The following is a 14,095-nucleotide window of genomic DNA, read 5'->3' as shown; positions in this document are numbered from 1 at the left end:
TCCCCTTCGGGGTGCGAGCTACTTTTCTTTGCTCGTGCAAAGAAAAGATAGCCAAAAGAAACACGCGCCGGACGCGAGCCGATGCGATGAAGCCGCATCGGTTCCCTGCGCGCCTCGCCTGCCGAGGGGACGGCGCACAACTCGTTTCGCTCAGACACGTGCGCCTCTTCGCCCCTCGGCCCGCTGCGGTGCTCGGCCCGCTCTACGGCGGTGTGGGTCAAAAGCCGGAAAGCAAAATCACGGGCAACCGCAACCGCAACCGCAATTCCTGCCTGTGCGGTTACCTCAGTGAATGCATACATGGCAATGGCGGCAATAGCAGCCCACCCCGGCCCCACCCCTCGCACCACGTGCGAAGAAGCACGAACCGAAGCCGCCTGGCCGCCACGCGGGCTCATCTGCGCGGTGCCTCCACCTTGGCCAGCAACGCGGTCAGCGCATCGTCCGCCGACTGCCCTTCGATCTGCAGCTCCGGCGCCAGCGCGATACGGTGCCGCAGCGCCGGCCTGGCGATCTCGCGCACGTCGTCGGGGGTGACGAAATCGCGCCCGGCCAGCACCGCCTGCGCACGCGCCGCACGTACCAGCGCCAGGCTGCCACGCGGGCCGGCGCCCAGCGCGATGCCCGGCCATTTGCGGGTGGCGGCGACGATCCGCACCGCGTAGTCGATCACCTGCGGGTCCACGGTGATCGCCGCCACCGCCTGCTGCAGGGCCACCACGTCGGCGCCGTTCATCACCCGCGGCACCTGCGACAGGTCGAAATCGCTGGCGCTGCGGCCGGCGGTGATCGCCGCGACCATGCGCTTCTCGTCTTCCAGCTGCGGGTAGTCGATCAGCACCTTGAGCAGGAACCGGTCCAGCTGCGCTTCCGGCAGCGGGTAGGTGCCTTCCTGCTCCACCGGGTTCTGCGTGGCCAGGGTCAGGAACGGCGGGTTGAGCGGGAACGCGCGGCCCTCGATGGTGACCTGGCCCTCCTGCATCACCTCCAGCAGCGCCGACTGGGTCTTGGCCGGGGCGCGGTTGATCTCGTCGGCCAGCAGCAGGTGGGTGAACACCGGGCCGCGGCGGATCTTGAAGCTCTCGGTCTTGGGGTCGTACACCGCGTGGCCACTGACGTCGCTGGGCATCAGGTCGGGGGTGAACTGCACGCGTGCGTAGTCCAGCTCCAGCGCCTGCGCCAGCGCGCGCACCAGCAGGGTCTTGCCGAGGCCGGGCACCCCTTCGATCAGCACGTGGCCGCCGGCCAGCAGCGCCACCAGAATCTGGTCCAGCACCTCGGCCTGGCCGATGAAAGCCTGGCCGACGGCGTTGCGCAGGCGTTCGACGCGTTCGATCAGTTCGACGTTGCCGGGGGCGGGCGCCGGGGTCGGGGCATCGCCGGGCAGGGCGGGCGGAGCGGGCAGGTCGGTCATAGCTGGTTTCTCATCTGGATGAGCAGGACGATGCGTTCGCACAGCGCGGTGTCGTCGCGTGACGGGGGCAGTTGCAGCGCCAGCCGCACCCGTTCGGTGGGCCAGCGCAGGTGGTCGGCGATGGCCTGCAGCTGGGCGTCGCCGGCAAGCGCGGCGGCCAGCGGCGCGCGCCGCCGCAGGCGCGCCAGGAACGACTGGCGCACCGCGTCGTACAGCAGCGGCGCCTTGCCGTAGCGGTGCAGGTGTTCGCCGCTGGCGCGCACGTGTTCCAGCAGCGAGCGGCGCTCCTGCCGCGGCGATGGCTGCAGCGGGCCGAAGCGCTGGGCGCGCATCCACAGCCACGCCAGCAGCGCCAGCAGCAGCGGCAGCCAGATCGGCCAGCCGCGTTGCAGCACGGTACGCCACAGCGACGGCGCTTCGGCGGCGTAGACCAGGTGCATGCGGCCCTTGCCGTAGTTGGGCGCGAGCACCAGCCGCGCCAGGTCGCGGTGCGGCAGGTCGCGCAGGCCGGTGTCCTGTTCGTCGCGGCCGTTGCGCAGGAAATCCATGTCGGCCAGCACGTCCATCCGGCCGCTGCCGTAGCGCAGCCGCGCGTAGGCCAGGGTGGTGTCGGTGGCATCGCCCCAGCGGCGTTCGACGCGGGCGTGCTCGCCCACGGTGAAGCGCGGGCCGGCGCAGAATTCCTGGTGTTGTTCCTGCCCCGGCACATGCCAGGGCTGGCAGCGCGGCGCCACCTTGCCCGGTGCGATGCCGAAACGGCCCAGCAGCGTCTGCTCGCCATCCAGCGCCTCGTCGGCCGCGGGCATGCGCAGCAGCAGGTGGCCGCCGTACTCCACCCAGTCCACCAGCTGCGCCACCTGCGCGGGCGTGAGCTGGCGCGGGTCGTCCAGCAGCAGCACGGTGTCGCGCGGCTGCAGCTGCATGCCGGCCAGGTCGAGCGTGCGCCGGGTGTCGGCGTCCACGCCGTCGCGGCGCAGCGCTTCGCGCAGCGCGAACAGCGGGTTGAAGGTGGGCTCGCCGTAGGCCGGCAGCGTGGCCGGTTCGCATGTGCGCTGGTGGGTGCGCAGGAACCACGTCACCGCCAGCGCGGCCAGCAGCAGCACCGCCAGGGCGATCAGCGCATCGCGCACGCGTGCGCTCATGCGGCCCACCCGTACTGCTGGCGCAGGGCGTCAAGCAGGGCCTGGAATTCGGCATCCGACGGCAGCCGGCCGGCATAGGCGGCGTACTGCCAGGTGCGCACCATGCGCGCGAACAGGCGCCGGTCCGCGTCCTGCGGCATGCGCCTGGATGCGCGCAGGCACTGTGCCTCGGTGCTGCCCGGCGGCAGCACGATGTCGGCGCGCTGCGCCAGTTCGTCCAGGCTGGCGCGGTACAGCAGCGCCAGCGCATGCCGCGGCCTGCCGTCCTGCCACAGGCGGCGCGCGCTGGCGAGGATGTCCGGCGGCAAGGTGTCGGGCAGCTGCAGCGCGTGCGCGGTGACCTCCGATTCGGCCCCGCGCCGGCGGCGGCGCCCGCTGCCCCGCAGCCACGGCAGCCACCAGCGCGCGGTCAGCGCCAGCGCCAGCAACAGTCCACCGACCAGGATCCACAAGGCGGCTTCGCTGAGCAGCGCCAGCAGCCTGGCCGCCGCGGCGAACAGCGAGCCCCCCGGGAAATTCCAGTCGCGGTCCGGCTTCTCCACCTCCGCGTCGCGGCGCTCCCAGCGGCAGACGGTATGCCGGGCGCCCAGCTGCGGGTCGTCATAGGCGCGTGCGGCCGCCTGGCGGAAGCCGGCGGTATCGGCCGGTGCGGCGCCGAACACGCCCGCGGGTGTGGCGGCGGCCGTGGCCTGCGACCCACCCGCCTTGTGGTTGTCGTGTGCCGCCGGGGCCTGAGCGGCGGCATCCTGGGCATGCACCGGCGCCGCCAGCGGCAGCATGGCCAGCCCCATCACCATTACCAGCACCAGCGGCGCGGCCTGCGCCAGCCGTGCGCGCAGGCGACGGAAGGCGATTTCCACGTCCCAGGCTTCCAGCTGGGTGCGGCGGTTGAGGTACAGGCCGAAGCCGGCACCGCTGTAGAACGGGCCGATCAGCGTCATCGCCGCCCACGCCAGCAGGTTGAAGCCCAGCCACACCCACGCCGGGGTGTCGCTGCCGATCAGCGACACCGCCACGCGCAGCGACTCGGGCAGGGAATCCAGCGGTACGAACAGGAACACCAGCGCGATGCCGGCCACCTGCAGCATCACTTCGAAATGCCAGCACACCAGCGTCAGCAGCGCGGCATGGCCATAGGCCGCGCCGCCCAGCACGCGCCGGCGCAGCCGCCGCTGCGCGGCGTCGCCGCCTTCGAGCAGGTCCACCGGCATCAGCAGCGCGCGCGCCGGGCCCAGCCGCCGCCACAGCAGGTAACCGGGCAGCGCGCGTACCCCCCAGCGCCACTGCGCGCGCAGTGTGTCGGCGGTGCCGGGCACCGCGCCGAACGCGCCGCGCGAGATGACGTACAGCGGGATGCGCTCGAACACCGGCTTCAGCCACCACAGCAGCAGCGCCGGCAGCCAGAAGGCGTCCAGCCACCACCCGCCCAGGTTGAGCAGCACGAACACCGGGCCGGTGAGCAGCAGCCACGGCGTCCAGATGGCCGCGGCATGGCGCCGCACCAGCGCGGTGCCCAGCTCCATCGCCTCCCACTGCGAGCGGGCGCGCAGCACCACGTCGAGCTGGTCAATGCGCATCGCGCCCCCCGTGGCCGCCGCGCCACAGCCAGCCGAACACCAGCGCCCACAGCACGCCGGAGACGGTGAACTTGCCCCACGCCGGCACCGTGGCGATGGACGACCAGAACGCCTCGACGAACGCCGCCAGCAGCAGCATGAACGCCACCCCCAGGCACAGCCGCGCGCCGATCACCCCGCCTTCCACCAGCGCGTCGATGCGCCGTTTTCGGCCCGGCGCGATCAGCCGCAGCCCCAGCTGCAGGCCGGCGCCACCGGCAATGACAATGGCGGTCAGCTCCAGCGGCGCGTGCCCGGCGACGAAACGCCAGAACGGGTCGCCGTAGCCCATGTGCTGCAGGTGGCCGGCCACCGCGCCGATGGCCAGCCCGTTGTACAGCAGCACCAGCACCGTGCCGACGCCGGCCAGCAGCCCGCTGGCGAAGGTGCGCAGGCCGATGCTGATGTTGTTCATGATGTAGTGGCCGAACATCGCCCAGTCGGTGCCGCTGTCGCGGGTGCGGCCCAGGTGCTCGGCGGACGGGTCGTACGACTTCTCCATGTGCGCGATCTGCTGCGGGTCCAGCAGCAGGTGCACCAGTTCGGGCTTGTACTGCAGCAGCACGAACACCCCCACCAGCGGCAGCACGAACAGCGCGCACGCCACCCACATGGCCGCGGCCTGGCTGCGCACCAGCTGCGGGAACCCGGCGAACAGGAATTCCAGCGCGCGCTGCCAGCGCGGCGGCGGCGCGCGGTACAGCAGGTTGTGGCCGCGCTGCATCAGCTGCTGCAGGCGCTCGACCAGCTGCGGGCTGTAGCCGCGGCGGCGCGCCAGCGCCAGCTGCTGGCACAGGCGCCGGTAGCGTTCGGGAATGGTTTCGTCGCCGGGCAGGTCCGGCGCCGGCGTGTTGCGTGCCCTGCGCGCACTGCCACCGCGCTGCTGCAGCCAGTCCTCGAACTGGCGCCATTCGTGTTCGTGGCGGGTGACGAACTGTTCCTGCCTCATCGCCGCCCCAGCAGCCAGTTGGCCATCGCATACAGGCGCAGCACGCCGGTCTGCCCGCGTGCGCCGCTCAGCCCGCTGGCGATGTCGGCCAGCTCGTTCTGGCGCGGGCCGGACAACGCCGGCGCGCGGTCGGCAAAGGCGATCACCGCCTGCTGTTCGGCCGGCTGCAGCGGCAGCGGCGGCGCCAGCACGCTGTCGATGCGTGCCGGCGGCACTGGTGCCGGCGCCGGTACGTGCACCACCAGGCTGCCGGCCACCAGATCGCCCAGCCGCCGCCCGTGCGGATCCCACAGGCAGGCCAGCAGGCCCAGCGCGTAGCCGAACGGCAGCATGTCCACGGTGCGCAGCAGGTTGCGCACGATCGCCGGCACCCAGCCCAGCGGCGCGCCGTCGCGCGCCACCACCCGCAGGCCCAGCGCGCGCTTGCCCAGGGTCTGCCCGAACCACACTTCCAGCACGATGGGGTAGCCCCAGAACAGCAGGAACATCAGCCCCAGGTACAGGCCCTGGCCCAGCCCGCCCAGCGCCATCAGCAGCGGGCTCATCAACCCCAGCACGCCAAACCGCACCATCAGGTCGATCAGCCACGCCAGCGCGCGTGGCACCGGGCCGGCCGCCGGCAACTGCAGCGGCACGCCTTCGGGCGTGATCACCTCGCGGTAGGTATCGAGCATGGGCGGCGCGGTGCTCAACGGCCGGGCGCCGCCGGTCGCGCGCAGGGGCGTGGGTTGTCGCAAACCCGGTATCCAAACCGGGCGGCTGCCGCGGGCATGCGTGTCTCGGTGGCGTCCTGTCAGCGGCTGACTTTACCCGCCGCCGCCGCCGATGCCCAGCCTGCGCTGGGCACCGTGGCGGCGTGCGTGCAGCTCAGCGCACCGTGCCCTTGTTGCGCTCGCCGAAGAACTTGCGCGCCACCCCGCCCAGCGCGATGGCGCCGATCAGCAGCAGCTTCCAGAACTTGGCGAAAACCAGGCCCAGCTTGGCGAACAGCCCGGCCTTGGCCGCCAGCCCGCCGCCGATCAGCGTGGCCACGCCGTAGGCGGCGATCTTGTCGGTCTTGGGGTTGTGGTCGGCATAGCGCGCGCCCGGCTCGAACTCGGCCATCGGCAGCAGCTTCTCCATGCCGCTGCGCACCAGCCCCAGCTCATTCATGCCCGACACCGCGTTGAGGCTCAGGTAGCCGTGGCGGCCGAGCACGCGGATGTCGTAATTGAGCACGTGGTTGGGCTGGCCGTTGAACGCCAGCTCCTTGGCCCAGTACAGCTTGTTGTTGCCGGCGTCGTAGCGCGGCGGCACCGCCCAGCCCACCAGCTGCAGCGTGCCGTAGCCGGCCTTCTCGCGCTCGGGGTTGGCCGCTTCGGTCTGCTCCTGCATTTCGCGCAGCAGCTTGGCGTAGTTCATTTTCGACGCGTCCTCGTCGGACACGTAGCCGTCGTCCGAATAGGTCACCACCACCGCCCAGCTGTCGTCATCGGCCAGGCTGGGCGAACGCGGCACCACCAGCCCCAGCACGTCGGCGTCGGGCGGGTTGCCCCACAGGTCTTCCAGCACGCGCCGCGCATCGGCCTGGTCCAGGTACTGGAACTCCGGGCCCAGGTTGAAGCGTGCCTTGGCCGCGGGCACTTCGATGGTGCCGGAGCGGAAATGCAGCGACTGCACGAACGCGGCCGGGTCCGGAGCGTCCTGCGCGTCCTGTGCGTGGGCGGCCGGCGCAGCGGCGCAGAGCAGCGTTGCACCGGCCAGCAGGGCCAGCGCCATGGTTTTGATCGACATGAAATATTCCTTTCCCTGGAAAAAGGGCGTCCCCACGCCCGAGGCCGGCAGTGTGGGCCAAGCCCGGCCCGCGGGCAACGGCCAGCGCCGCCGATGCCCGTAGCTGCGGGGCTTGCCCCGCAGGCAACCGTCAGCCCGCCATCCCCAGGTACTGGTCCTTCAACCGCACGTAGTGGTCCGCCGAATAGCGCAGCCCTTCGATGTCCTTCGCGCTCAACGTGCGCACCGGCCGCGCCGGGTTGCCCACCCACAACTCGCCGCGCGCCACCCGCTTGCCCGGCCCCACCACCGCACCGGCGCCGATGAACGCCTCGTCCTCGATCACCGCGCCATCCAGCACGCACGCGCCCATGCCGATCAGGCAGTAATCGCCAATGCGGCACGCATGGATGATGCAGCCATGCCCCACGGTCACCCCCTCGCCGATCAGCGTGGGGTAGCCGCCCTTGTTGTACGGGCTCTCGTGGCTGACATGGATGATGGTGCCGTCCTGCACATTGGTGCGCGCGCCGATGCGCACATGGTTCACATCGCCCCGGATCACCGTGCCCGGCCACACCGACACGTCATCGCCCAGCACCACGTCGCCGATGATGGTGCTGGCGGGGTCGACGTAGACGCGCTGGCCTAGGGTGGGGGATTTGTCCAGGAAGGGGCGGAGGGGAGGCATTGGAATAGCTCGAGAGTTCAGGAAGAAAATGAATGATACGGAGTGTCGGAAGAAGCTATTTGTCTGCCCGCTCTCGACCCGAAGCGGATGCGCGATGACTGCAGATGGGGGCTGCTACAAGCAAGGAGCTGCTCCGATTCTGTTGTGCTTGTCTAATGTGTGAGTCGCGCTGATTGTTAGTGCTTCAGTTGCTTCTTTACTGGCAGACGGCATGGTTTACGTTGGCCTAGAATATGAATAAGGGGAGCCGGCCATGATGGTCCGGTGGCTTAGCGAGCAAGGAGCGAGAGGATGGGGGGGGTGAATGCTGATGTACGTCGCTGGCTAGGCGAGCAGCAAGATTGGCTTCAAGAAGCCGCTCAGCGGCTGCTAGTCAATGGCTCGATTCAGGAAGAAGATATCGGCGAGCTCGCCAGCTTGCTCAAGGATCCTGAGGGCCAGAAGGTCACAAGCCATCGGAACTTCGATGAGCTGGGTAGGGTATCTGCGTCCAAGAAGGAGATCAGGCTTGTAAAGATCGGTGGACTGGCCGGTATCGAGAATCTCGCGCCGCGCAGCCCACTGCAGTTCGGCAACACCAATCTCGTGGTGATCTACGGACATAACGGGGCTGGCAAGTCCGGCTACACGCGCATACTAAAAAAGGCCTCTGGAAAGTCAAGGGCGGCACCCCTGCGCATGAACGTGTTCAAGGCGCAGGAGGCGAATCGGAAGTGCGAAATTACAGTCAGCGAGGGTGGTATTGACGCTTCCTTCCAGTGGCATCCCGATGGAGCGCCAGTCGAAGCGCTGCGTGGTATCGATATATTCGATAGCGATGAAGCGGCGCACTACCTTAGTAAGGAGAGCGCAGCATCCTACACGCCGCCCATTCTGGCGATGTTTGGCAGCTTGGCCTCCGTTTGTGATCGCATCAAGAGCCAGCTACAGATTGATCAGGACGCACTGGTTTCGAAGCTGCCCAAGCTACCCGCCCAGAGCGCAGGAAGCGCAGCAGGTAAGATCTACTCTGGACTTACAGCCAGAACGAGTCCAACTCAGGTTTCCAAGTTGGTGGACTGGCATGCGCAAGACCAGTCGAGGCTCGAGCAACTCCAAAAGCGTCTGTCGCAGACGGATCCGGCAGCGGTTGCAAAGCGGAAACGAAACAGCAAGCGCAACGCGGAGAAGATCATCCAGGCGCTGAAGCTCTACACATCGGCTTATGGAGATGAGGCTTTGGAGCAGGTCCGCCGATTGAGGCGTGAGTCTGCAACCAAGCGCAAGGCTGCCCAAGATGCGGGTAGGGTTTTCAGTTCAAAAATGGAAGGCATCGGGACAGAGAGCTGGATCCTGCTATGGCAGGCGGCTAAGGCTTACTCAGTGCTGCCCTACCCGAATTCAAACTTCCCAGTCGTTAGTGACGGTGCTCGTTGCGTTCTGTGTCACCAGATACTCGATACGGAAGCACGGCAGCGATTCGGCGACTTCGAGCGATTCGTCGAAGGCACGCTGGCCGCCGAGGCGGACAAGGCCGAGAAGGCCTACAAGGACGCATTGGCCGGTCTACCCGCTGAAAAGGACGAGGAATCGATACGTACCATATGCGAAGCATCCGGTCTGAGTGACAATGATCTCGTGGGGGCCATGATCCTATTCTGGGCTGACGCCGCCAGGGTCAGGCGTGCCCTGCTCGATGATGAGTTCGAAGAAGCGGCGTCGCCGCTGCAGGAGCTGCCTGAGATTGGCCGGATAATCCAGCAACACTGCGATCTTCTTGAGGAGCAAGCGATCCAGTGCGATCAGGACGCGGCTGGTGATCAGCGCCCTCTACTGCAGGCTGAAAAATCTGAGCTTGAGGCGCGCCTCTGGATATCCCAACAGGCTGCGGCAATTGAAGTCGAGCTGGCTCGATTGAAAGCGTGGAAGCAGCTAGATGACTGGAAGTCTCTGGCCAATTCGCGCAAGGTTTCTATCAAGGCTGGTGAAATCTCCGAGAAGGTCATTACTGAAGAGTACGTGAGGCGGTTCAACAACGAGTTGCAGGAGCTGGGTGCTTCGCGCCTGAGGGTCGGGTTAGTGAAGACCCGTGCTGAGCGAGGAAGGACTCTGCATCGCCTGCAGTTGATCGGTGCCAAACAAGGCAGTGGTATCGATGCGATATTGAGTGAAGGCGAGCGTCGTGTGGTCTCAATGGCAGCATTCCTCGCGGATGTGGCCGATAAGCCAGAGCCTGCTCCTTTTGTGTTTGACGATCCGATTTCCTCCCTTGATCAGACGTGGGAAGAGACTACAGCCGCTAGACTCATCAGACTCAGCCAGACGCGACAGGTGATCGTGTTTACCCATCGCTTGAGCATGTTGAGTCAGTTTTCGGATGCTTCTACCGTGGTTTACATCCGACAGGAGCCATGGGGTGCTGGCGAGACAGGTGAGGTGCCTTTGTTCGGGAAAGCCCCTGAAAAAGCACTCAATGATCTGAGGCTTCGACGCCTAGCCCAAGCCGATAAGCTCTTTCAAACCGATGGGGCCGACGCCAGCTACCCACTAGTCAAGGCAATCTGCAGCGATTTTAGGATATTGATCGAGCGCTTCGTGGAGACGCATGTGCTAGCCGAAGTGGTACAGAGGCATCGCCGCGAGGTGAATACAAAAGGAAAACTCCACAACTTGCTCAAGCTCACGCGCACTGATTGTGAGCTCATAAATGGCTTGATGACTAAATTTTCTAGGTTCGAGCACAGTCAGCCGACTGAGGCCCCTGTGGAGCTTCCTGGCATACAAGAGTTATCAGTGGATATGCAGAAGCTCGCGGATTGGTATTTAGAATTCAAAGCAAGGCCGATTCCTGCGGTGTAGCTCCGCACCAGCTTGATTACGCGCAAGTTCTGACGACTAGGTCGCACGCCTCTAGCCTGTGGGCGGGGCTCCCACTAGGTCGGCTTATGGTCGGAGGTGGGGGTCCAATTAATTCGAGCCAACCCGCTTCGCGGGTCGGCTTGGTTCAGCTGTTAGGCACTCTGGAATCTCATGGAAAACCCTACAAATGGACGCGACGCAGTGGCGCTGACTCCGGCTGACGTTGAGAAAAACGATATGCTTAAAGCAAGGATGTCTCTCAGTCACGTCATAAACGACTCTCATCCGCTCTCAGCTCAAGATTACGAGTTAATCGGGAGATTTGTTCAGACGTATTGTTTCGCCGATCTTGAGTCACGTCGAGTGATCAACCACCTCACCCACATTAGGGAAGGCACACCTACCGAGTTCGCGCTGAAACTCAACGACAAGGATGCGCTGGATCACCTCATGGCCTGCGCTGATTGCTGCACTTGGAATCTTGATTTGGCGGAGGGGATACGCAAGGCCGCAGAGATCCTGACGCAGCATCGCCACCTGCGCCATATGTTCGCGCACTGGGCAGGCAGGCGAATTCCTGACCATGGCGCCTTAATTTTCTTTACATCGAGCCTTGGCAAGCAAAAGATCCCCACAGACGCAGTGATATTCGAGGAAAACGATGCCCCTAACATGCAGTACGGGCTCATGCCGATCGCTAGCGTCTTTGAAGAGCTGAATAAGCTCGAGGAGCATGTGAAGTATTTGGCAGCGATGGCTTTTCAGTTGGAGACCAGAGCGCCCCAGATTGCAGAACAATTCGCTCAAGACGTAGCCGATGGCAAGCTTGTGCTGGAGCCCTACACGATTGCTGGTAGGCGTGCCTAAAAATTTGTCAAGTCGAAGCCGCTTCGCGGCGCGACTGAGTCCAAGCCTTTAATGTCCGCTTTTGGTCGATAGCGGACAAATCTGATTGACGATCTCGAAGACCAGATAGCATCATCAAACCGCTGTGGAGAAATCCGCAGCCGGGTTTGGCAGCTCGAAAACACAAGGATTCCCTATCGCACAAGGAGTCCGACATGAGCCGTTCCAAGGAAGTCACACGCGTTTCCACCGTTTCGTCCAACCGCAGCCCATCCAGGCACGAGGCATCCGCACCGCGGATGATCGATTCCGCGCCGGTCCCGGAGTTGTTCTCGCCGCCGTTGCCCACGCCATCCGCTTCCAGCGGTTGGGCGCGCATGCCCAGGCGCTGCACGATGGGCTATTTGTATTACGACGAGCGCCGGGGCCAGCAGGTCGTGGGCCGGGCCGTGCCCAAGTTGCGCCTGTCCGGCCGTTGGCTGGAACGCTGCGGCTTTGCCGTGGGTGATGCGTTGCAGGTGACGGTGGGAAATGGGTTGTTGTTGATCAGCCGCAGCACGAATGACGAGTGAGCGGCGCCGCGCTGCGGCTGTTCAACGCTGGATGCTTGTCGGCAGCGGTGGCCGCCGCAGCGCACTTTCCGCAGTCATCAAAAGAAGAAGCCCGCTTGCGCGGGCTTCTTCTTGGGTAACACAGTCAGGTGCATGACGCGAAGGCCTTGCGCAGGAGATCAAACGCCTTCTGCTCAACCAACGCCCCGCGCAGCAGACGCACTCACGCCACCTTCCCGCGCCGCGCCCGCTCCAGGTGCACCAGCAGCAGCGAGATCGCGGCTGGGGTCATGCCGGGAATGCGCTGGGCCTGGCCGATGGTCTGCGGGCGCACGCGTTCGAGTTTCTGCAGCACTTCGGCGGAGAGGCCGCGCACGGCGGCGAAGTCGAAGCCTTCGGCAATGGCGGTGTTCTCGTGGCGCTGCTGGCGTTCGATTTCCTCGCGCTGGCGGTCCAGGTAGCCGGCGTACTTGACGCTGATTTCCACCTGTTCGGCCACGCGCGTGTCCTCCACGCCGGGGCCGAGCGAGGGCACCTGCATGAGCTTGGCGTAGTCCAGTTCCGGGCGTTTGATCAGGTCGAGCACGTTGGTTTCGCGGCTCACCGCCACGCCGGTGGTTGCCTGCACTTCGCGGCCCAGCGCGTTGGCGGGCGTGGCCCACAGGCCGCGCAGGCGCGCGCTTTCGCTGGCCACGGCGGCCTGCTTGGTTTCGAAGGCGTGCCAGCGGCGGTCGTCGACCAGGCCCAGCTCGCGGCCGGTGGGGGTCAGGCGCGCGTCGGCGTTGTCCTCGCGCAGCTGCAGCCGGTATTCGGCGCGGCTGGTGAACATGCGGTAGGGCTCGCTGGTGCCGTGGGTGATCAGGTCGTCCACCAGCACGCCGATGTAGGCCTCGTCGCGGCGCGGGCACCAGCCTTCGCGCCCCTGCACGAACCGCGCGGCGTTGATGCCGGCCAGCAGGCCCTGCGCGCCGGCTTCCTCGTAGCCGGTGGTGCCGTTGATCTGTCCGGCGAAGAACAGGCCGGCCACCTGGCGGGTTTCCAGCGTGTTCCTGAGCCCGCGCGGGTCGAAGAAGTCGTATTCGATGGCGTAGCCGGGGCGGGTGATGTGCGCGTGCTCGAAGCCGCGGATGCTGCGCACCAGTTCCAGCTGCACGTCGAACGGCAGTGAGGTGGAAATGCCGTTGGGGTAGATCTCCACCACGTCCAGGCCCTCGGGTTCGACGAAGATCTGGTGGCTGTCCTTTTCGGCGAAGCGCACCACCTTGTCCTCGATGGACGGGCAGTAGCGCGGGCCGATGCCTTCGATCTGGCCGCTGTACAGCGGCGAGCGGTGCAGAGCGTTGCGGATCACCTCGTGGGTGCGCTCGCTGGTGTGGGTGATCCAGCAGCTCACCTGCCGCGGGTGTTCGGCCACGTCGCCCAGGTAGGACATCACCGGCAGCGGGTCGTCGCCGGGTTGTTCTTCCATGACGCTGTAGTCGAGCGAGCGGCCGTCGATGCGCGGCGGGGTGCCGGTCTTGAGCCGGTCGATGGCGAACGGGCGCTCGCGCAGGCGCGCGGCCAGGGTGGTGGCCGGCGGGTCGCCCATGCGCCCGGCGGTGTACTGGGTTTCGCCGATGTGGATCTTGCCGGCCAGGAAGGTGCCGGCGGTGAGCACCACGGCCGGCGCATGGAAGGCCAGCCCGGTCTGGGTGATGGCGCCGCGCACGGCGTCGCCTTCGATGATGAGGTCGTCCACCGCGGCCTGGAACACGCTCAGGTTGGGCTGCGATTCGACGATGCGGCGGATCGCCATGCGGTACAGGTTGCGGTCGGCCTGGCAGCGGGTGGCGCGCACCGCCGGGCCCTTGGAGGCGTTGAGCGTGCGCCACTGGATGCCGGCCAGGTCGGCGGCATGGGCCATGGCCCCGCCCAGCGCGTCGATCTCCTTGACCAGGTGGCCCTTGCCGATGCCGCCGATGGCCGGGTTGCAGCTCATCGCGCCCACGGTTTCCACGTTGTGGGTCAGCAGCAGGGTGCGGGCGCCGCCGCGCGCCGCGGCCAGGGCGGCCTCGGTGCCGGCGTGGCCGCCGCCGATGACGATGACGTCGTAACGATGGAAGGAGTCGGTCATGGGAAGCGGTGTGCCTGAAATGTGAAATCCATCGCCGGGGGCCGGGTTGCGGCCGCGGCGGCGGGCTGGTGATTTTACCGCCAATGCCCGGCGGGTACCGGCGGCGGCCTAAAGTTGGCACGCAAACTGCAGTTAACGTCATTGCACCCGGTGTGGCATGCGACATGGGCGCAGTGGCTGGAA

11 protein-coding genes are annotated in these 14,095 nt (G+C 66.4%); 3 read left to right on the top strand and 8 right to left on the bottom strand.

Annotated features, from left to right (window positions below; translation table 11 throughout):
* Positions 1-394 precede the first annotated feature (394 nt).
* The 7 genes from MKP15_RS14145 to MKP15_RS14115 form a co-directional block, all read right to left on the bottom strand.
* Positions 395-1,414, bottom strand: a complete 1,020-nt coding sequence (locus tag MKP15_RS14145; protein ID WP_240213150.1) for a MoxR family ATPase — start codon at positions 1,412-1,414, stop codon at positions 395-397.
* Complete coding sequence (locus MKP15_RS14140; RefSeq protein WP_240213149.1) at positions 1,411-2,556, bottom strand: DUF4350 domain-containing protein; 1,146 nt, start codon at positions 2,554-2,556, stop codon at positions 1,411-1,413. The genes MKP15_RS14145 and MKP15_RS14140 overlap by 4 nt, the downstream gene beginning before the upstream one ends.
* Positions 2,553-4,133, bottom strand: coding sequence for a DUF4129 domain-containing protein (locus MKP15_RS14135; protein WP_240213148.1), 1,581 nt, complete (start codon positions 4,131-4,133; stop codon positions 2,553-2,555). The genes MKP15_RS14140 and MKP15_RS14135 overlap by 4 nt, the downstream gene beginning before the upstream one ends.
* Entirely contained in the window at positions 4,123-5,121 is a 999-nt protein-coding gene (locus MKP15_RS14130; protein WP_240213147.1) for a stage II sporulation protein M, read from the bottom strand. Before MKP15_RS14130 ends, MKP15_RS14135 begins: the two co-directional genes overlap by 11 nt.
* On the bottom strand, positions 5,118-5,795 hold the full coding sequence (locus MKP15_RS14125; RefSeq protein ID WP_104940069.1) for an RDD family protein: 678 nt from the start codon (positions 5,793-5,795) through the stop codon (positions 5,118-5,120). Before MKP15_RS14125 ends, MKP15_RS14130 begins: the two co-directional genes overlap by 4 nt.
* A 193-nt stretch (positions 5,796-5,988) precedes the next feature.
* Complete coding sequence (locus tag MKP15_RS14120) at positions 5,989-6,894, bottom strand: DUF2167 domain-containing protein (RefSeq protein ID WP_240213146.1); 906 nt, start codon at positions 6,892-6,894, stop codon at positions 5,989-5,991.
* A 130-nt stretch (positions 6,895-7,024) separates the two neighbouring features.
* Positions 7,025-7,564, bottom strand: coding sequence for a gamma carbonic anhydrase family protein (locus MKP15_RS14115; RefSeq protein ID WP_240213145.1), 540 nt, complete (start codon positions 7,562-7,564; stop codon positions 7,025-7,027).
* Positions 7,565-7,864: 300 nt separating this feature from the next.
* On the opposite strand from MKP15_RS14115, the gene MKP15_RS17035 reads away from it, so the two are divergent.
* The 3 genes from MKP15_RS17035 to MKP15_RS14100 all read left to right on the top strand — a co-directional run bounded on the left by MKP15_RS17035 (position 7,865) and on the right by MKP15_RS14100 (position 11,820).
* The gene (locus tag MKP15_RS17035; protein ID WP_240213144.1) at positions 7,865-10,402 is read left to right on the top strand and encodes an AAA family ATPase; all 2,538 of its coding nucleotides are present in this window, start codon (positions 7,865-7,867) and stop codon (positions 10,400-10,402) included.
* Positions 10,403-10,573: 171 nt separating this feature from the next.
* Entirely contained in the window at positions 10,574-11,269 is a 696-nt protein-coding gene (locus tag MKP15_RS14105; RefSeq protein WP_240213143.1) for a hypothetical protein, read from the top strand.
* Between the two features lie 194 nt (positions 11,270-11,463).
* A complete protein-coding gene (locus MKP15_RS14100) occupies positions 11,464-11,820 on the top strand; it encodes a SymE family type I addiction module toxin (protein ID WP_240213142.1) in 357 nt (118 codons plus the stop codon).
* A gap of 202 nt (positions 11,821-12,022) precedes the next feature.
* Here MKP15_RS14100 and mnmG read toward each other — a convergent pair whose 3' ends face one another.
* Complete coding sequence (gene mnmG / locus MKP15_RS14095) at positions 12,023-13,912, bottom strand: tRNA uridine-5-carboxymethylaminomethyl(34) synthesis enzyme MnmG (protein WP_240213141.1); 1,890 nt, start codon at positions 13,910-13,912, stop codon at positions 12,023-12,025.
* Positions 13,913-14,095 lie beyond the last annotated feature (183 nt).

The organism is Stenotrophomonas sp. Y6 (genome assembly GCF_022436665.1).
GTDB classification, from domain to species: Bacteria; Pseudomonadota; Gammaproteobacteria; order Xanthomonadales; family Xanthomonadaceae; genus Stenotrophomonas; species Stenotrophomonas acidaminiphila_A.
The sequence above is the reverse complement of the archived record's forward strand: the minus strand, read 5'-3'. Positions and strand labels throughout refer to the sequence as shown.

What these genes read in the sequence shown, in the direction of transcription:
- MKP15_RS14130 (WP_240213147.1), bottom strand. Translation starts at nt 5,121, where the DNA reads ATGAGGCAGGAACAGTTCGTCACCCGCCACGAACACGAATGGCGCCAG.
- MKP15_RS14115 (WP_240213145.1), bottom strand. Translation starts at nt 7,564, where the DNA reads ATGCCTCCCCTCCGCCCCTTCCTGGACAAATCCCCCACCCTAGGCCAG.
- MKP15_RS14105 (WP_240213143.1), top strand. Translation starts at nt 10,574, where the DNA reads ATGGAAAACCCTACAAATGGACGCGACGCAGTGGCGCTGACTCCGGCT.
- MKP15_RS14135 (WP_240213148.1), bottom strand. Translation starts at nt 4,133, where the DNA reads ATGCGCATTGACCAGCTCGACGTGGTGCTGCGCGCCCGCTCGCAGTGG.
- MKP15_RS14145 (WP_240213150.1), bottom strand. Translation starts at nt 1,414, where the DNA reads ATGACCGACCTGCCCGCTCCGCCCGCCCTGCCCGGCGATGCCCCGACC.
- MKP15_RS14100 (WP_240213142.1), top strand. Translation starts at nt 11,464, where the DNA reads ATGAGCCGTTCCAAGGAAGTCACACGCGTTTCCACCGTTTCGTCCAAC.
- MKP15_RS14120 (WP_240213146.1), bottom strand. Translation starts at nt 6,894, where the DNA reads ATGTCGATCAAAACCATGGCGCTGGCCCTGCTGGCCGGTGCAACGCTG.
- MKP15_RS14140 (WP_240213149.1), bottom strand. Translation starts at nt 2,556, where the DNA reads ATGAGCGCACGCGTGCGCGATGCGCTGATCGCCCTGGCGGTGCTGCTG.
- MKP15_RS14125 (WP_104940069.1), bottom strand. Translation starts at nt 5,795, where the DNA reads ATGCTCGATACCTACCGCGAGGTGATCACGCCCGAAGGCGTGCCGCTG.
- mnmG (WP_240213141.1), bottom strand. Translation starts at nt 13,912, where the DNA reads ATGACCGACTCCTTCCATCGTTACGACGTCATCGTCATCGGCGGCGGC.